Source organism: Streptomyces sp. NPDC056738 (genome assembly GCF_042790435.1).
GTDB lineage: Bacteria > Actinomycetota > Actinomycetes > Streptomycetales > Streptomycetaceae > Streptomyces.
Window position 1 is genome coordinate 167,174 of sequence record NZ_JBHTZF010000010.1, and the last position, 16,468, is coordinate 183,641.

Annotated in this window: 15 protein-coding genes and 2 tRNA genes; 8 read left to right on the plus strand and 9 right to left on the minus strand. The window is 72.9% G+C overall.

The features are described 5' to 3' along the window. Positions 1–11 precede the first annotated feature (11 nt). A complete protein-coding gene (locus ACFRIC_RS25915; protein ID WP_382789974.1) occupies positions 12–743 on the minus strand; it encodes a decarboxylase in 732 nt (243 codons plus the stop codon). Between the two features lie 246 nt (positions 744–989). Between ACFRIC_RS25915 and ACFRIC_RS25920 the strand changes: the two genes are divergently transcribed. The 7 genes from ACFRIC_RS25920 to ACFRIC_RS25950 all read left to right on the plus strand — a co-directional run bounded on the left by ACFRIC_RS25920 (position 990) and on the right by ACFRIC_RS25950 (position 6,495). Next, complete coding sequence (locus ACFRIC_RS25920; RefSeq protein ID WP_382789977.1) at positions 990–1,973, plus strand: D-2-hydroxyacid dehydrogenase; 984 nt, start codon at positions 990–992, stop codon at positions 1,971–1,973. A 135-nt stretch (positions 1,974–2,108) separates the two neighbouring features. Beyond that, complete coding sequence (gene ehuB, locus ACFRIC_RS25925) at positions 2,109–3,038, plus strand: ectoine/hydroxyectoine ABC transporter substrate-binding protein EhuB (RefSeq protein ID WP_382789980.1); 930 nt, start codon at positions 2,109–2,111, stop codon at positions 3,036–3,038. Next, entirely contained in the window at positions 3,035–3,763 is a 729-nt protein-coding gene (gene ehuC, locus ACFRIC_RS25930; protein ID WP_382789982.1) for an ectoine/hydroxyectoine ABC transporter permease subunit EhuC, read from the plus strand. The genes ehuB and ehuC overlap by 4 nt, the downstream gene beginning before the upstream one ends. 58 nt (positions 3,764–3,821) lie before the next feature. After that, complete coding sequence (ehuD, locus tag ACFRIC_RS25935) at positions 3,822–4,472, plus strand: ectoine/hydroxyectoine ABC transporter permease subunit EhuD (protein ID WP_382789985.1); 651 nt, start codon at positions 3,822–3,824, stop codon at positions 4,470–4,472. Beyond that, positions 4,462–5,262 carry an amino acid ABC transporter ATP-binding protein gene (locus tag ACFRIC_RS25940; RefSeq protein ID WP_382789988.1) on the plus strand — a complete coding sequence of 267 codons (801 nt, stop codon included), beginning with the start codon at positions 4,462–4,464 and terminating at the stop codon, positions 5,260–5,262. Before ehuD ends, ACFRIC_RS25940 begins: the two co-directional genes overlap by 11 nt. Before the next feature lie 253 nt (positions 5,263–5,515). After that, positions 5,516–6,274, plus strand: a complete 759-nt coding sequence (locus ACFRIC_RS25945; RefSeq protein WP_382789990.1) for an IclR family transcriptional regulator — start codon at positions 5,516–5,518, stop codon at positions 6,272–6,274. 147 nt (positions 6,275–6,421) lie between these two features. After that, a tRNA-Lys gene (locus ACFRIC_RS25950) sits at positions 6,422–6,495 on the plus strand. A 67-nt stretch (positions 6,496–6,562) separates the two neighbouring features. On the opposite strand, the gene ACFRIC_RS25955 is transcribed toward ACFRIC_RS25950, so the two are convergent. The 6 genes from ACFRIC_RS25955 to ACFRIC_RS25980 all read right to left on the minus strand — a co-directional run bounded on the left by ACFRIC_RS25955 (position 6,563) and on the right by ACFRIC_RS25980 (position 14,315). After that, positions 6,563–7,876: a M18 family aminopeptidase gene (locus ACFRIC_RS25955; protein ID WP_382789993.1), complete on the minus strand. Its 1,314-nt coding sequence runs from the start codon at positions 7,874–7,876 to the stop codon at positions 6,563–6,565. 628 nt (positions 7,877–8,504) lie between these two features. Beyond that, the gene (locus ACFRIC_RS25960) at positions 8,505–10,205 is read right to left on the minus strand and encodes an AMP-binding protein (protein ID WP_382789996.1); all 1,701 of its coding nucleotides are present in this window, start codon (positions 10,203–10,205) and stop codon (positions 8,505–8,507) included. 94 nt (positions 10,206–10,299) lie between these two features. After that, positions 10,300–10,770, minus strand: coding sequence for a DUF3592 domain-containing protein (locus tag ACFRIC_RS25965; protein ID WP_382789999.1), 471 nt, complete (start codon positions 10,768–10,770; stop codon positions 10,300–10,302). A 134-nt stretch (positions 10,771–10,904) separates the two neighbouring features. Next, entirely contained in the window at positions 10,905–11,558 is a 654-nt protein-coding gene (locus ACFRIC_RS25970; protein ID WP_382790001.1) for a lytic polysaccharide monooxygenase, read from the minus strand. Positions 11,559–11,696: 138 nt separating this feature from the next. Further along, a complete protein-coding gene (locus ACFRIC_RS25975; RefSeq protein WP_382790004.1) occupies positions 11,697–12,917 on the minus strand; it encodes an SPFH domain-containing protein in 1,221 nt (406 codons plus the stop codon). A gap of 60 nt (positions 12,918–12,977) precedes the next feature. Beyond that, positions 12,978–14,315, minus strand: coding sequence for a peptidoglycan-binding protein (locus ACFRIC_RS25980; protein ID WP_382790007.1), 1,338 nt, complete (start codon positions 14,313–14,315; stop codon positions 12,978–12,980). A 183-nt stretch (positions 14,316–14,498) separates the two neighbouring features. Here ACFRIC_RS25980 and ACFRIC_RS25985 point away from each other — a divergent pair. Beyond that, positions 14,499–14,572: transfer RNA gene (locus ACFRIC_RS25985), tRNA-Lys, on the plus strand. Between the two features lie 432 nt (positions 14,573–15,004). Here ACFRIC_RS25985 and ACFRIC_RS25990 read toward each other — a convergent pair. Together ACFRIC_RS25990 and ACFRIC_RS25995 are read right to left on the minus strand one after the other, a co-directional pair. After that, on the minus strand, positions 15,005–15,670 hold the full coding sequence (locus ACFRIC_RS25990) for a class F sortase (protein ID WP_382790010.1): 666 nt from the start codon (positions 15,668–15,670) through the stop codon (positions 15,005–15,007). A 1-nt stretch (position 15,671) separates the two neighbouring features. Further along, positions 15,672–16,220 carry a hypothetical protein gene (locus tag ACFRIC_RS25995; protein ID WP_382790012.1) on the minus strand — a complete coding sequence of 183 codons (549 nt, stop codon included), beginning with the start codon at positions 16,218–16,220 and terminating at the stop codon, positions 15,672–15,674. Positions 16,221–16,468: the final 248 nt, after the last annotated feature.

A 16,468-nucleotide genomic window follows, 5' to 3' on the forward strand; every position in this document is an offset into this window, starting at 1 on the left:
CTGATCCTGTCTCACGCCTGGATGATGGGTTCTCGGGTGAAGAGGGTGCCCAGGTCGGGGGCGTTGACCTTGCGGCCCGTCAGGCGCAGGGCCTCCCAGACGGTGACCTGGGCCGCGGTGAGGACCGGTTTGGCGAGGTCCTTCTCCAGGGCCGTCAGGTGGGAGGCGGTGTGCAGGGCCGTGTCGGGGAGGACGACCGCCCCGGCGTCCGGGTGATCGGCCTCCCGGGCCAGCGCGAGGACCCGGCCGTAGTCCCAGCCGGAGGCCTCCTCTGAGGCGGCGGCACCGAAGCCGCGCACCGCGGCCACCTCCGTGCCGGTCTCCTTCAGGAACGCCGCGAACAGCGCGGCCACGTCGTCGGGCCAGGCCGCCCCGATCGCGACCCGGTCCACGCCGATCTCCCGCGCCGCGTGCGCGAAGGCGAAGGACGTCGAGGACGCGGGCAGTCCGGCCGCCCTGGCGAGACCGCGGACCTGTTCGTGGGCGCCCTGCACCCCCTGGACGAAACTGCCGGTCGCACACGCCCAGACCACCGCCTCCGCACCGGACAGGCGCAGCTCCTCGACACCCGCCGCGAGACGGTCGGCCGAGCCCATGTCGAGGAGCGCGTCCATGTGGTGCGCGTCCTCGCCCCCGTCCGTGTGGACGACGGTCAGACGGATGTCGCTGCCGAGGAGCTGCTCGATGCGCGGGTAGTCGTCCTCGGCCGAGTGGCCGGGGTAGAGGAATCCGAGTGCGGTCATGCCCAACCTTCCTGTTCATCGGGAAGTACGGTCCCCGCCGGGCGGCCCGGTCAATCAGCCGCCGGCAAGGGCCCACCGCCCGGGTACCCAGTTGGCGCAGCCCCGCCCATTTCTCCACCTGGTTGGCCGAGACCGCCGCGTGCTCCGCGGTCGCGCCTCCGGCCGGGGACGACGTCGTACGCCGGTGTTGACGGCCGCTGGTTCGGGTGCGAGCGTGGTCGATCCCCTTGCGAAAGGGTTTCCCCCATGAACGCCCGTACGTCCCCCGGCGCGCCCCGCCCGTCGGCCCCGGCGACCCTGCTCGTGCTGGACGCCGACCCGCTCCCCCGGCTGGGCCGGCTCACCGGCCGGGCGCGGATCGAGCACGCCGACGAGTCCACGCTCGCGGAGAAGCTGCCGGACGCGGACGTGCTGCTCGTCTGGGACTTCGCCTCGCAGGCCGTACGCCGTGCCTGGCCGGGCGGGGGCAGGCGGCCACGGTGGGTGCACACGGCCAGCGCGGGCGTGGACCATCTGATGTGTCCCGAGCTCGCCGCCTCCGACACGGTGGTGACCAACGCGCGGGGCGTCTTCGACCGGCCGATCGCCGAGTACGTGGCCGCCCTGGTCCTCGCCATGGCGAAGGATCTGCCTCGGACCTGGGACCTGCAGCGCCGGCACGAGTGGCGGCACCGCGAGTCCCAGCGGGTGGCCGGGACCCGCGCCTGCGTGGTGGGGTCGGGGCCGATCGGGCGGGCGATCGTGCGCGCGCTCAAGGCGCTCGACGTCACCACGGCGCTGGTGGGGCGCGTCCCGCGCACCGGGATCCACGGTCCCGGGGAGCTGGACCGGCTGATGGCACGCGCCGACTGGGTGGTGTCCGCGGCTCCCCTCACCGCCGAGACACGCGGCATGTTCGACGCCCGGCGCTTCGGGATGATGCAGCCCTCGGCCCGCTTCATCAATGTCGGGCGCGGGCAGCTCGTCGTCGAGGAGGCGCTCGCCGAGGCGCTGTCGAAGCGGTGGATCGCGGGCGCGGCCCTCGACGTCTTCGAGCACGAGCCGCTCGGCCACGACAGCCCGTTGTGGGACCTCCCGGGTCTGATCGTGTCACCGCACATGAGCGGGGACACGGTCGGCTGGAGGGACGAACTGGGCGCGCAGTTCGTGGAGTTGTACGAGCGCTGGGCCGCGGGCAAGCCGCTGTCGAACGTGGTCGACAAGAAGCGCGGATACGTGCCGGGACACTGAACCGCCCCGGCGGGACGGAGCGGGGAAGGACCGGGCCGAAAGCCGCCGCGACGACGGCCTTACAGCTCGACGGCCGCCACCGCAAGGACGAATCCGGCCCGCATACATCGCATGGACCCGGGTAGCTGCGCGCCCATGGCTCCACCACTTGGGAAAGCATGTGCGAACGCAACGGGACACGACAGACCGCCGTCCGGGACGACCCGGCGGTCGCTGCTCGCGGGGGTGGCGGCGCTCGGCGCGCTCGGCGCCGCCGGCTGCAGTCGCGTGGCCACGGCGGCGTCGACGGACGGCGGTGATCTCCTCGACCGGCTGAGGGCGCAGGGCGTCGTCCGGCTCGGCATCGCGGGCGAGATCCCCTTCGGTTACATCGACCGGGACGGCCAACTCACCGGAGAGGCGCCGGAACTCGCCAAGGCCGTGTTCAAGCGGCTGGGCGTCGGCCGCGTCCAGCCGGTGCCGACCGAGTTCGGCTCTCTCATACCCGGGCTCGACTCGCAGCAGTTCGACGTCGTCTCCGCCGGGATGTACATCAACGCCGAGCGCTGTGAGCAGGTCATCTTCGCCGACCCGGACTATCAGATGCTCGACGCCTTCATCGTGCGCAAGGGCAACCCGAAGGGGCTGCACGACTACCGGGACGTCGTGGCGAAGAAGGCCAGGTTCGCGACCGGGACCGGCTACGCGGAGATCCAGTACGCGGTCGAGGCGGGGTACGCGGAGAGCGACATCCTGATCGTGCCCGACCAGGTGGCCGGGCTGAACGCGGTCGAGGCGGGGCGCGCCGACGTCTTCGCCGGGACGGCGCTGACCGTCCGCGAGGTGGTGCGGAAGTCCGCGAAGGCCGAGAGCACCAAGGCCTTCGCCCCGCTGGTCAAGGGCAAGCCGCACGTCGACGGCGGCGGTTTCGCGTTCCGTTCGCCGGAGACGCGCCTGCGGGACGCGTTCAACGCCGAGCTGCGGAAGATGAAGCGGAGCGGTGAACTCTTCCGCATCCTGCGGCCGTTCGGCTTCACCAGGGCCGAGATGACCGACATGACCGCGAAGGAGCTGTGCCGCGGATGACATCGGGACTCTGGAAACTCGTCCTGGAAGGGATCTGGGTCACCGTCCAACTGCTGTTCCTCAGCGCACTGTTGGCCGGAGCCATGTCCTTCCTGGCAGGAATCGCCCGCACCTCCGGGTCGTGGATCGTCCGCTTCCTCGCGGGCCTCTACACCGAGGTGTTCCGTGGCACCTCCGCGCTGATCATGATCTTCTGGGTGTACTTCGTGCTGCCGCTCGCCTTCGGCTGGCAGCTCGTCCCGCTGTGGGCGGGCACGCTGGCGCTCGGGCTGACGTACGGGGCGTACGGATCGGAGATCGTGCGCGGCGCGCTGACCGCGGTCGACCCGGCGCAGCGCGAGGGCGGGATCGCGCTCAGCTTCACGCGCTGGCAGCGGATGCGGCTGATCCTGCTGCCGCAGGCGGTGCCGGAGATGATCCCGCCCTTCTCCAACCTGCTGGTCGAACTGCTCAAGGGCACGGCGCTGGTCTCCGTGATGGGGATGGGGGACCTGACGTTCAGCGCCAACCTGGTGCGGCTCGCCCTCCAGCAGAGCGCGGAGGTCTACACGTACGTCCTGCTCATCTACTTCGTCATCGCCTTCCTGCTCACCCGGCTGATGCGCGGTCTGGAGAAGCGGCTGAAGGCCGGGGTCGGCAGGACTCCGGACAGCATGCCGGCCCGCGAGGAGAAGCGGGCCGCGACGGCCGGCGCGGGCGCCGGCGCGGCCGGAGGTGCCTCATGACCATCACGCTCCTCATGAGCACCACCCCCCTCATGGCGACGACGATCGGTGGTGCCTCATGACCTGGGACTGGAGTGCCGTCGGCGACTTCATGCCGCACTTCTGGGACGGTCTGCTGGTCACGCTTCAGGCGCTGGCCCTCGGCTCGGTGATCGCGTTCGTCCTCGGTCTGGTGTGGGCGCTGCTGATGCGCACGCCGACGCGCTGGGTGCGCTGGCCGGTCGGGGTGGCCACCGAGTTCGTGCGCAACACCCCGCTGCTGGTGCAGCTCTTCTTCCTCTTCTACGTGCTGCCCGAGTGGAACGTCACGTTCTCCGCGCTGACCACCGGCGTGATCGCGATCGGGCTGCACTACTCGACGTACACGATGCAGGTCTACCGGGCCGGCATCGAGGGCGTGCCCCCCGGCCAGTGGGAGGCGGCCACGGCGCTCGGCCTTCCCACGCGGCGCACCTGGACGGCCGTGATCCTGCCGCAGGCGGTCCGCCGTGTGGTGCCGGCGCTCGGCAACTACGTCATCGCGATGCTCAAGGACACCCCGATGCTGATGACGATCACCGTGCTGGAGATGCTCGGCGAGGCGCGGCTGTACTCGCAGCAGCACTTCCAGTTCACGGAGCCGCTCACGGTCATCGGTGTGGCCTTCATCCTCATTTCCTACCCGGCTTCCCTGCTGCTGCGAGCCCTGGAGCGACGCCTTGTCCGCTGACACGAACACCGAGACCAGCCCCCTGGACGACCTCGCCAATCCCCCGGTGGACGGCAGCGAGCTGATCCGCTTCGAGAAGGTCACCAAGCGCTTCGGGGACAACACCGTCCTCGACGAGCTGGACTTCCGCGTCGACTCCGGCAAGCACGTCACGCTGATCGGTCCGTCCGGTTCGGGAAAGACGACGATCCTGCGGCTGCTGATGACGCTGACCCGGCCGGACGAGGGCACGATCACGGTCGCCGGTGACCGGCTCTTCCCCGCCGAGGGGAAGCAGGTCCGCGAGGTCCGCAAGAAGATCGGGATGGTCTTCCAGCAGTTCAACCTGTTCCCGAACATGAGCGTGCTCAGAAACGTCACCGAGGCGCCCGTGACCGTCCTCGGCCTGTCCCGGGACGAGGCCGAGGAACGGGCCCGCGGGCTGCTTGACCTGGTCGGCCTCGCGGACAAGTGCGACGCGCGGCCGGGCCGGCTGTCCGGCGGCCAGCAGCAGCGCGTGGCCATCGCCCGCGCGCTGGCGATGCGCCCGCAGGTGCTGCTGCTCGACGAGGTCACCTCCGCGCTCGATCCCGAGCTGGTCGCGGGCGTCCTCGACGTCCTGAGCGACATCGCCCACACCACGGACATCACGATGCTCTGCGTGACCCACGAGATGAATTTCGCCAGGGACATCTCGGACCAGGTGCTGATGTTCGATTCTGGCCATGTCATCGAATCCGGGCCGCCGGAGAAGATCTTCGGCGACCCGGAGCACGAGCGGACCAGGGAATTTCTCGGCGCGGTCCTCTGAGATCGGCGGCCGGACGAGGGGCCGAGGGTGAGCGCTTACCGCAAGGCGCGAGGTCCGACGCGTGGGGCATGCCCGAAGCGTCATGCCGTTGACATATGCCAGGGTGGTGCGCTCCTGCTGAGAGGCGTGGAGCGCACCACCAATCTCGTCAACGCACCGCCACAGAAGGCGTCTTGACCGTTATCGTGTAGTGAGCCCAGGTGTCCGGGCCGACGTCATTTTTGAGCCGGGCCATGAAGCGCAGGGGGAAACCGTGGCGCTGATGAACGAGCCGACCGCGCCGTACCACTCGGCCCAGGACGCCCTGCGCGTCCTGGAGACCGTGTCGCAGCACACCACCGGCGTCACCGCGACCGAACTCGCCCGCCGGGCCGGCCTCGGCGCCGACCGGCTGACCGTACTGCTGCGCATGCTGCGCCGGGAGGGCTACGTCGAGCAGGTCGCGGACGGCGCGTACGTCACCGGCGCCGCCCTCGGCCGTCTCGGTTCCGCCCACGGCCGCGAGCAGGCGCTGCGCGACAAGCTCCAGCACACGATCGACCGGCTCCGCGACTCGGTCGGCGCCGCGATCTACATCAGCCGGTACATCGACGGCGAGGTGCACGTCACCCAGTACGCAGAGAGCCCGTCCACCCCCGCGGTCAACGAATGGGTCGACTTCCGCTCCTCCGCGCACGCCAGCGCGGTCGGCAAGAGCCTTCTCGGCCAGCTCGACCACAACGGCCGCCGCGACCATCTCGCCCGGCACAAGATGGCCCGGCTCACCTCGCGGACCATCACCAGCGAGCGGCTGCTGCTGTCCCGTCTCGACTCCCAGCCGGCCACCGTGCCCGTGCTCGACCTCCAGGAGTACGCGATCGGCACGGTCTGCGCGGCCGTCCCGATCACCGCCGGCTCCTCCGTCGGCTGCCTGGCCCTCTCGCTCCCGGTCGAACACGCCCACCGGCTCCGCCGCGCCGCCGACACGCTGAACCGCGGGGCCACCCCGGTACTGCTGTCCCTCGCGATCTGAGAGCAGCCCCCGTGCGGGCCCGCATCGCCCGTACGGGCCCGCTCGGGTGGTCCGCGGGCGTGGTCCGCGCGGCTGGTCGGAAGCACCCCCGCGGACCAGGTAGTATTTCCTTCGTCGCCGGCCGCGGAAGCGGAAGGCGGGAGTCATGCGCCGCTAGCTCAGTTGGTTAGAGCAGCTGACTCTTAATCAGCGGGTCCGGGGTTCGAGTCCCTGGCGGCGCACCTTGGTGAAGGCCCTCCACGTCAGTGGGGGGCCTTCACACGTGTCCGGGGCGCCTCGCGCCCGCGCTCATCCCCCGGACGGTCCCGCCGCCACGAACTCGGTCAGCACCCGTGCCAGCAGCTCCGGGTCCCGGGCCCCGCACAGTTCGCGCGCCGAGTGCATCGACAGCCCGGCCACCCCCACGTCGACCGTCGTCACACCGAGACGGGCCCCGATGACCGGACCGATCGACGTCCCGCAGGGCATCGCGTTGTTCGAGACGAACGGCTGGTAGGGCACCCCGGCCCGTTCGCAGGCCGCGGCGAAGGCGGCGACCCCGACTCCGTCGCTCGCGTACCGCTGATTGACGTTCACCTTGATCACCGGACCGCCGTTGGGCAGCGGACGGTGGTCCGGGTCGTGCCGTTCGGTGTAGTTGGGGTGGACCGCGTGGGTCATGTCGGAGGAGACGCACAGGGCACCGGCGAGTGCGCGGTCGAAGTCCTCCCGGCCGCCGCCCCGCACGGTCACGGAGCGGCCGAGGACCCGCTCCAGGAAGGGGCTCCCGGCCCCGGACTCCGATTCGTTGCCGACCTCCTCGTGGTCGAAGGCGGCGAGCACCGGTATGGAGGCGGGCGGCCGTTCCGAGCCGGCCGCCGCGACCAGGGCGGCGACACCGGCGTGCACCGAGATCTGGTTGTCGAGGCGCGGCGCGACGATGAACTCCTCGTCCGCGCCCAGGTATCCGGGCCGCTGGATGTCGTGCAGCATGAGGTCCCAGCCGAGGACCTCCGAGACGTCGGCGCCCGCCTCGTCCGCGACCCGGCCGAGCAGCGCGCCGGACGCCGAGCCGCCGAGCCCCCACAGCGGGGTCATGTGCCGCTGCCGGTCCAGGGCGAGCCCCTCGTTGACGGTGCGGTCGAGGTGGATGGCGAGCTGCGGCACCCGCAGCAGCGGCTTGTCGACGCGGACCAGCCGGGTCGAACCGTCCCGCAGGACCAGCCGCCCCGAGACGCCGAGGTCCCGGTCGAGCCAGGTGTTGAGCGGCACCGCGCCGTAGATCTCCACGGCGATCTGCCGCCACCCCGCCGAGCCGGTGTCGGGCGTGGGCTTGACCCTCAGGTTCGGCGAGTCGGTGTGGGTGCCGACGATCCGGAACGGGGTGTCGGCGGGGGCGCCCGGCGGGACGTACCAGGCGACGAGTGCTCCTCCGCGGACGACGTAACGGCCTCCCTCGGCTCCGGCCGTCCACTCGTCCCGCTCCCGCAGCTCCGCGAACCCCGCCTTCTCCAGGCGCTGCGCCGCGCTCGCCACCACGTGGTACGGCGAGGGGCTGGCTCTGACGAACCCGAGCAGGTCGTCGTTGTGTCCGCGGTCGAGCGGGTCATGCGTGGGGGACATGATGGCCTTTCAGGTGCCGTCGAGGGGGTGGGGGTGGGGGCGTCCGACCGTCCCGTGGAGCACACGGGCGGGCTGGGGCGGCGGTCCTCCCGGGGGCGGCCTGGGGCGCGGGGGCACGACACGTCCCCGGCCGGCTCCGGGCCCCGGAACCGGCGACACCGACGGCGTCACCGGCGCGGACGCGGGCCGGGGCGGCATCGCCCCGCGGCCTGCGTGTCCGCGACCCGGATCAGGCAACGCAACACCCTTCTTCCCTCGGCTCGGACCTGTGGCGCACAGGCTCCTCGGCACACGTGCCCGGATATCCTCCCCGCGGAAGGCGGCGGGGATGCCTCGTGCCGTCACCGTTCACAAGACACCGCCGGATGTCACCGGCCGCCCGCGAAGCGTCCGCGACGGACACCACCCACCCCGGACGGTCCGGAACGACGCGGAACGACGCGGAACGACGCTCCCCTCTCCCGGGACCGTCCGAGGACGAAGGCCCCGTCACTCCCCCCGGACCACCCGGATCACCCCGACCGCTCGGGCCGAAGGTCACCGGCCCCCGGACCTGTACGGGTACCGGGCGCGGGACGAGCCCCGCTCGCGCGCCGCCGGAGCGGCGGCTCCGAAGCCGTCCCGGCGGCTAGCGCGTCAGCAGTTCCTCGCGCCCGTGCGCCCGGTACCGGGTCACCAGGGCGTCCACGTCCGCGGCCGTGAGTCTCCGGTACGCCGCGGCGCCCGGCGGCCGCCACCACACCGGGTCGGCACAGCGGAAGCCCTCGCGCCGCAGGGCCACCCGGTGGATCTTGTTGGTGGCGGTGACGGGCATCCGCTCCACGATCCGCAGGAACCGGGGTGCCATCTTCGTGCCCAGATCGGGCTGGGCCAGCAGGAACGCGGCGAAGGACGAGGGGCCGAAGCGGGCGCCCTCCTTCAGGGCCAGGGTCGCCATCACCTGGTCGCCGGCCACCGGATCCGGCACGGCGTACACCGCGACGGCGGCGGCGTCCTCGTACCGCGCGAGGATGTTCTCGATCATCGCGGCGGCGAGGTTCTCGCTGTCGACGCGCAGCCGGTCGTCGGCACGTCCGGCGAAGTAGAGGAAGCCGTCGGCGTCGCGGTAGAAGAGGTCGCCGGTCCAGTACCAGCCCTCTCCCGCCCCGCCGTTCCCCTCGCCCGCCCCGGGCGACGCTCCCCGGCGCCGGGCCGCCTCGGCCTCGGGATTGCGCCAGTACCCCTCGAAGAGACTGGCACCCCGGTTCACCAACTCCCCTATCGCGTCGCCTCCGTTGAGCAGACGTCCGTCCGCGGCGAAGACGGCCGGCGGGCACTCGCGCCGGGTGTCCGGGTCGATCACCGCGAGGTCGTCGGAGGGCGCCGCCCGGCCGATCGCCCCCGCCGGGGTGCCGGGCGCGCGCTGGACGGCGGCGCCGCCCTCGGAGGACCCGTAGCCCTCGACGAGCCGCGCTCCGAAGCGCTTCTCGAAGGCGGCCGCGTCGACCGCCCCGGCCTCCGTCCCGAATCCCAGGCGCAGCGGGTTGTCGCGGTCGTCGGGGCGGGCGGGCGTGGCCAGCAGGTACTGCACGGCACGGCCGACATAGGTGAAGTAGGTGGCCCCGCAGGCCCGTACGTCGGGCAGGAATCCGGAGGCCGAGAAGCGGCGCCGCAGCGCGATCCCGGCACCGGCCGCCAGCGCGGGGGCCCAGTCGGCGATCACGGCGTTGCCGTGGAACATCGGCATGCAGATGTAGTGGGTGTCGTCCGCGCGCACCCCGAAGTGGTCGACGAGCGAGCGGCCGGCCGCCGCGATCCTGCCCTGGGTGCAGATCGCGGCCTTGGGCGCGCCGGTCGAACCGGAGGTGAAGAGCAGCAGGAAGCGGCTGTCCGGGCCCGCCCCGCCCTCGTCCGGCTTCGCGCCCTCGTACGTCCTCAGGAGCTCGGCGTAGGCGTCCGTGTCGGTCACCAGGACCCGCACGCCCGGGAGTTCGAGCCCGTCGAGGAGCGGCAGGTGGGCCCGCTCGGTGACCAGGACGCGGCACTCGGTGTGCAGGATGTCCCGGGCCAGTTCGGGTCCGCGCCGGGTCGGGTTGATCCCCGCGACGGCTGCGCCGGCGAGAGCGGCCGCCCCCAGCCACAGGGGGTATTCGGGGGTGTTGTCGAGCAGCACCCCCACGTGCGGCTCCGCGCCGGACGGCAGCAGCTCGGCGAGCAGGGCCGCGCGGGCCGCCGCGCCCGCCGCGACCCGGTGGTGGCTGACGACCCGGCCCTCGAACCACAGTCCCGGCCGGTGGTCGCCCCACCGCTCCCGCACGAGCTCGCCGATGGTGCGCCTGCTGGATGCCATGAGGCCGTACCGTAATTGACGGTCCGTCAGATGAGGAGAGGCGTGCACGCCCTCCGGCCCCGGCAGGCGCCCCGGCCGGCACCGGGGCCGGGCCCTACACCCCGCCGAAGAACCCGTCGACGCCCGAGGACACCTGGTGGTAGGTGATCATGAAGCCGACGCAGAAGCTGACGATCAGACCGAGGAACACCAGCATGCCGACGGTGCCCGCGGCCGCCCTGCCCGGGCTCGGCGACTGCGCCGTGGCCTTCTCGGGGTGCGAGGCGGTGTAGTACACGGGGACGATGTCACCCTCGACGACCGTCCTGCGGCCGTTGGCCTCCTCGAAGCGGACCGCCCGGCCCTCGCGGGTCGTGAACTCGAAGATGTGGTGCAGGGTCGTGGTGACGGAGGTGTCGTTGCCGCCCCCGCTGACCGTCGTGTACGAGCGCAGGCAGCGCGCCTCCGCGGTCAGCCCGCTGCTCCACGCACTGCGCAGCTCCAGCGAGCGGCGCACGATTCTGGCCGCCGCGATCAGCACCACGACGATGATCAGGCTGGGCAGGGCGTAGAAGAACACACTCATGACGGTCCCCCGGTGGTCGATGTCGTTTCCCCGCACGCCGACCTGGTCGAGTCGACGTGCGGGGAACATACCCGCGCCGGGGGCACGAGCGCCTCAAGGGAGGCTCAGAACTCGGGCCGCCGGGGCACCGGTCGTCAGAACGTGACGTCGGCGCAGGAGTAGAACGCGTTCGTCGTGTCGGCGACCGTCCACACGCCGAGGATGACGTGGTGTCCGGTCCTGCCACCGGGCAGGGTGCCGGTGTGCGTGAGCGTGGACGGGGGGCGCTGTCCGTTGTAGGGGACCGTCAGGAACGGGGTGGTCTCCAGGTCCGCGCGGGTCAGCGCGTGGTTCTGGTTCCAGCCGGTCTTGGTGATGAAGTACTTGAAGTCGGTGGTCGCGTGCATGGCGGTGAACTGCCAGCGGAACGTGTAGGACTGGCCCGCCGTGACCTTGGTCGTCGGCCAGGCCGTGCCCGCGGGGGTCCTGGGCTGGTCGAGCTGGCCGAAGTTGGTGTGGCCCGCGGAGCAGATCTGTCCGTCGGCCGGGCCCGCCGCCGGGAAGCCCTTGAGGCCCTCGACGCTCTGCGGTTCCCATTGGATGTCACCGCAGTTGGCCACGACGCCGCCGTTCGCGGCGCACATCTTCTGCCTGCTGAGGGGCTGGTCGGTGTAGCCGTGGGCGCCGGCTCCGCCGGTGGAGAGCACGAAGGTGCCCGCCGTCGCGAGGCCGAGCACCGCCGCGTACATCCTGGCCTTCCGGCCGGTGCGGGGCCGGCCGGTGGGGAGGTGGTTCGTCCGTGTGCGCATGCTGCCGCTCCTGGAGGACGTGGGGGATGTTCCCGTGAGCTGTGCGCGCGATTTTCAGGTCTAGACCAAGTGTCAGATTATTGCGGGTAGTTGAACATGTCCATACCAATAGCGAACCTGTCCGCCCCGCCCGGCCGCCTACGAGGAGACCTCCCCGCGCCCCGTGCAGAACGCCACCGTCAAGTCCTTCACCAACGCCTTGCGTTCGTAGTCGTCCAGTTCGACCAGCCCGCGCAGGGTCAGCCGGGTCACCGTGTCCTCGACCGAGTCGACGACCGAGCCCAGCACGCTGTCGCGGTGCTGGGCGTCCAGGGCCGCGATCCGCCGGCGCTGCATCACCGCGGCGATCTCCGGCGCGTACTCGATCCGGGTCGGCTGCGCGGAGAACACCTCCAGTCCGACCGGAGCCGTGTCCGCGGCCACCATCCGGGTCAGCGCCTCGCCGACCGCGTCCGTGTTGCGCAGGGTCAGATCCCTGATCACGGCGGGCGGCAGCTCGGCCGGAAGCTGGGAGAGCACCCGCGACAGGGCCGCCTCCACACATTCGCGCAGATACGTCCGGTGGTCGTCGACCGCGAGCGTGGCCCGCGCGGTGTCCTTGACGCGCCACACGACGAGCACGACGACCCTCAGCTCGACCCCGTTCGCGTCGACGACGGACATCGGCTCGCTGCGCCAGTGCCGCAGCCGTACGTCGACCCGGCGGCGCAGCACCAGGGGGTTGACCCACATGAGACCGGTGCGCCGGACCGTGCCGCGGTAGCGCCCGAACAGACCGAGCACCCAGGCCCGCCCGGTCCGGCCGCGGGCGAGACCGCCGAAGCCGAACAGACCGAGCGCGCCCGCACCGGCGTACGCGGCCCACTGCGCGGGCCCGAGTCCGGTGCCCGCGCGCCCGTGCAGCTCCAGCGCCGCCAGCACGGAGGGCGGCAGGAGCCCGGCCCACCAGGTGGTGAGGGCACATCCGGCCACCCCGCAGACCCCGGCCAGCACACCCGCCGCTCCGGGCAGCACCCGTGCGGGCCGTTCGACCAGCTCGGGGTCCGCCTCGGGCACCGGGCGCGGAGGGGGGCCGGGCACGGGCCGCCTGATCCGCGGTTGCTCCCCGGTCCCGCGCCGCCGGCCCACGACGGCCGGTGTCAGCGGCACGGACACCGGGTCGGGGTCGTCGCGGAAGAGCAGATGGACGGGGATCTCGGTGGTGGCCTCGTTGTGGATGAGCCGCGCGGCCCGGTGGCCACCGCCTCCCTCGGCCGCGGTCTCCGGCCGGTGACCGCCACCCCCGGCCGCCGTTTCGGGCCCGGCTTCCGCCGGAGCCGTCCCCTCGGGCTCCGGGGTGTCTGACGTCGTCGTACTCATAGCTGCCTCCATGCCTCCGCGCCTGGAAGTGTGGTGCCGAGCCGTGCGGAACCCGGCCGCTCAGGAGAAGAGCCGTCGCCAGGTCTCCGGTCCCGGATAGCCGTCCGCCGCCCCGCCGCGCCAGCCCTGGGCCCGCTGGAACGCCTCGACGTTGCGCCGGTCCGCCTCGCCCCAGCGGGGCCCGGGACCGGAGGTGTAGTGCGTGCCGAACCCCTTCTTGACGAGCTGTCTTCCCAGCTCGGTCACGTGGGGGTCGTTCGCCCCGGGCCGGAACACCGCGCGCCCCGGATAGCCGGGCGCGGTGCCCGAGGAGCCCGGTCCGGCCGTCACGGCGGGGATGTTCCTGCCCTTCTTGCCGACCAGGTACGACCAGGTCTTCGGTCCCGGCAGCCCGTCCGCGTCGGCCCCCTTCCAGCCCTGCGCCCGCTGGAACGCCTGCGTGGCCCGCCGGTCCGCGGCCGACCAGCGCGGCCCCGGTCCCTTCGTGTAGAAGCGCCGCCCGCCCCGGTCCACCAGGAGCCGGCCGAGCTGGGTGACGTACGCGTTGTCCGCGCCGGTCCCGAAGTACGCGGCCCCCGGGTAGCGGGTCGACGTGGACGGCGGCGGACCGCCCGCGCCCTCCGTGATCCCCCGGTAGCGGTAGGGCACGTAGCGGTCCGAGTTCGTCCAGTACGCGTACGGGGTCGACTGCTTCCGGGCGCGCGGCGGGGCCTGCTCGTAGGCGACGTACTGCGTGTGCGTGTAGTCCGTCCAGCCGCCGAAGATGACGACGTGCGAGCCCTTCTCGGGGTTGTCGGGGTTGTGGAAGAGCAGGATGTCGCCGGGCTGGAGCCGGTCCCGGGTGATCCGCACCCCGAAGCTGTCGAGGCTGCCGGTCCATTCGTTGCCCGGCAGGTTCCAGGCCATCGAGACGAACCCGGAGCAGTCCTGCCGGTATCCGTCCCGCCAGTAGTCGTCCATGCTGTACGGCACCTGCGCGTCGATCCAGGTCTTGGCCCGGCTGATGATCGCGGTCCGCGTGGTGGTCGGCCCCCTGACCTGCTTGCCCGGCCTGACGGGCAGCGCGGGCTTCCCCGCCGGACCGTGCAGCGGCGCCCGGTGCCCCTGCGGGGTGTCGTCGTGCCCGTCGGCCGGGGGAAGACCGGGCCGGACGGGTGCGTGCACCGCGGCGACCGCCGGCGCCGCGCCGAGGACGGCGCTCGCGGAGGCGGCCAGCGCGAGCGCCACGGGGGTCCGCGCCCCCGCGAGGCCGAGGCCATGGGCGCGGGCGGCCGGATGGCCCAGCGGGCCGGACGGCCCGAGCCGCGAGGAAAGGGGCAGCACGCGCCGCCAGTGAACACATCCGGGGCAATCACAGTCACTCGCGGGATCGATGTCCTCGAACACCGGAGTCCTCATGTGGCGCCCCTCACACTCAGATTGAAATGTCCGCAATTCTGCACGTTCGTCAGTTTCTCAACTGGCGTCCGGAGCCGCACGCTGACGGTCCGAATGATGTACGGGAGCGCCCCCACCTGCCCCGCGACGGCCCACCCGGTCGGAAGCACCCCCGCGGGTCGGGTAGAGTTTTCTCGTCAGCAGGCGCCGCTAGCTCAGTTGGTTAGAGCAGCTGACTCTTAATCAGCGGGTCCGGGGTTCGAGTCCCTGGCGGCGCACCGACCGGAGGGCCTCCTCGTGAGAACGAGGGGGCCCTTCGTCATGCCCGGACGCCCTTCGCCCCGTGAGCCGATCGCCGGAGCCGCCCGATCCGGACTTGGCGTCAAACAGTCTAGGAACGGTGGCGCTCATCGGTTCTAGGGTGGCCTCAGGTGGGCTCGGCCTCCGGTCGGCCACTCCGGCCCGGCCGCGTCACTCCGGCGGGCGGGCCCCGTACCTCCCGTGCCGGCGCCGGGCTACTCCCGCAGCCCGTGCGCGTGCGGTCGAGGACCAGCCCGGTCGGCGGCATCGGGACAGCCCGGCCGTCGACCGGGCCCGGTACCGTCACCCGTCGCGGCCCGGCCTCCGCCCTTGCCCCTGCCCCCGCCGGGCACCGGCCGCCCCGCCGGACTCCGGCCTCCTCACCCCGGCCCCGCCCGATGCCCCCCGCCCTACAGCCCGCGCCCCGTGAGATACGCCGAGACGACCACGTTCGCCGTGTAGGTCCCGTCGGCACGGTCGAAGGTCCCGCCGCAGGTGATCAGCCGCAGCTCGGCCCGCCCCGCCTCCCGCACCCCGTAGGCCTGCCGGGCGTCGAAGTGGTCGCGCGGCAGCACCTGGACGTCGTCCACGGTGAACTCGGCGACCGTCCCGTCGTCGCGCGTGACCCGGACGGTGTCGCCCGGCTTGACGGTGCTGAGCCGGTAGAAGACCGCGGGCCGGGTCCTGGTGTCGACGTGGCCGACCATGAGCGCCGTCCCGACGGCCCCCGGCCGGGCCCCCGCCGCGTACCAGCCGACGACACCGGGCTGGTCGAGCGGCGGCGGATCGATGGCGCCCCGGCCGTCCAGCCCGCGGGCCACCACCGGGGCCTGCACCCCCGTCGAGGGAATGTCGACGCGCTGCGGCCGGGCGTCGCCCAGGGGCTTGAGCGCGGGGGGCAGCCGCACCTCCGGCGGCCGGCCGACGGCCGCGATGTCCCCCGTCGTCGGTGCCGACGTCCCCAGCCGTACGTCCGTCACCTCGCGGCCCCACAGCCACAGCCCGAGCAGCAGGACCAGCCAGGCCACACCGGTCAGCAGACGTCCGGTGCCGCCGGAACGCTCCCGTTCGGCCATGTCAGTCGCGGCCGTCGTCGCCCCGGCGCGCGCTGCGGATCGCCACGGCGATCGCAGCCGCGCTCGCGAGGACCAGGCCGACCACGGCCTGCCGGGTACCGGGTCCGGCCGCGTGGGCGTCGTCGTGCGCCGCGGCGAGCCGGGCGGTTCCGCCGCCTCCGGCGTTCACGGGCGCGACCGGTGAGGCGGGCGTGACGACACTCCGGGAGGAGCCGGGTGCCGGGACGGTGAGGGTGGCCCCGACCCGGTCGCGGTGGCCGTCGCAGTCGACCTTGATGCCGTAGCTGCCGGGGCGCAGGGCCGTACGGACGCGGGTGTCACCGACGAGTCCGCCGCCGCCCCCGCCGGTCAGCCGCGCGTCCGCGACGAAGGCGTCCGACACGGCGGTGCCCGTGCGTCCCGCGCAGCCCATGGCCCGCAGCCGGATGTCGCTGCCGGCGAGCGGGGACGCCGGGTTCACGGACACACCGGCCTGTCCCGTGTCGGCCGCGTACGCGGCGGGAGCGAACCCGGCGGCGACCACCGCCCCGGCGCAGAGAGTGAGACGCATCGAGCGCATCGTGAAACCTCCAGACAACTGGAGACTCCCCCTCCGGACGGGGGGGCCGCCCGACCGCGGGGGCGGCCCGCGGCCGCCCGGGGGCGGCCCCGCCCCCCGGGGGTGGGGGCCCCCCCCCCCCGCCCCGGGACCGCGCCCGCGCCCCCCCCCCCGGGAGGGGCAACGGCCGCGCCGGGCCCGGCGGGGCCGGCCGCTCGTCCGGGCCCTCGGCTATTTAAGTATACGGCGCCCCCCGAGAC

What these genes read in the sequence shown, in the direction of transcription:
- ACFRIC_RS25915 (WP_382789974.1), bottom strand. Translation starts at nt 743, where the DNA reads ATGACCGCACTCGGATTCCTCTACCCCGGCCACTCGGCCGAGGACGAC.
- ACFRIC_RS25920 (WP_382789977.1), top strand. Translation starts at nt 990, where the DNA reads ATGAACGCCCGTACGTCCCCCGGCGCGCCCCGCCCGTCGGCCCCGGCG.
- ehuB (WP_382789980.1), top strand. Translation starts at nt 2,109, where the DNA reads ATGGCTCCACCACTTGGGAAAGCATGTGCGAACGCAACGGGACACGAC.
- ehuC (WP_382789982.1), top strand. Translation starts at nt 3,035, where the DNA reads ATGACATCGGGACTCTGGAAACTCGTCCTGGAAGGGATCTGGGTCACC.
- ehuD (WP_382789985.1), top strand. Translation starts at nt 3,822, where the DNA reads ATGACCTGGGACTGGAGTGCCGTCGGCGACTTCATGCCGCACTTCTGG.
- ACFRIC_RS25955 (WP_382789993.1), bottom strand. Translation starts at nt 7,876, where the DNA reads ATGTCCCCCACGCATGACCCGCTCGACCGCGGACACAACGACGACCTG.
- ACFRIC_RS25960 (WP_382789996.1), bottom strand. Translation starts at nt 10,205, where the DNA reads ATGGCATCCAGCAGGCGCACCATCGGCGAGCTCGTGCGGGAGCGGTGG.
- ACFRIC_RS25965 (WP_382789999.1), bottom strand. Translation starts at nt 10,770, where the DNA reads ATGAGTGTGTTCTTCTACGCCCTGCCCAGCCTGATCATCGTCGTGGTG.
- ACFRIC_RS25970 (WP_382790001.1), bottom strand. Translation starts at nt 11,558, where the DNA reads ATGCGCACACGGACGAACCACCTCCCCACCGGCCGGCCCCGCACCGGC.
- ACFRIC_RS25975 (WP_382790004.1), bottom strand. Translation starts at nt 12,917, where the DNA reads ATGAGTACGACGACGTCAGACACCCCGGAGCCCGAGGGGACGGCTCCG.
- ACFRIC_RS25980 (WP_382790007.1), bottom strand. Translation starts at nt 14,315, where the DNA reads ATGAGGACTCCGGTGTTCGAGGACATCGATCCCGCGAGTGACTGTGAT.
- ACFRIC_RS25990 (WP_382790010.1), bottom strand. Translation starts at nt 15,670, where the DNA reads ATGGCCGAACGGGAGCGTTCCGGCGGCACCGGACGTCTGCTGACCGGT.
- ACFRIC_RS25995 (WP_382790012.1), bottom strand. Translation starts at nt 16,220, where the DNA reads ATGCGTCTCACTCTCTGCGCCGGGGCGGTGGTCGCCGCCGGGTTCGCT.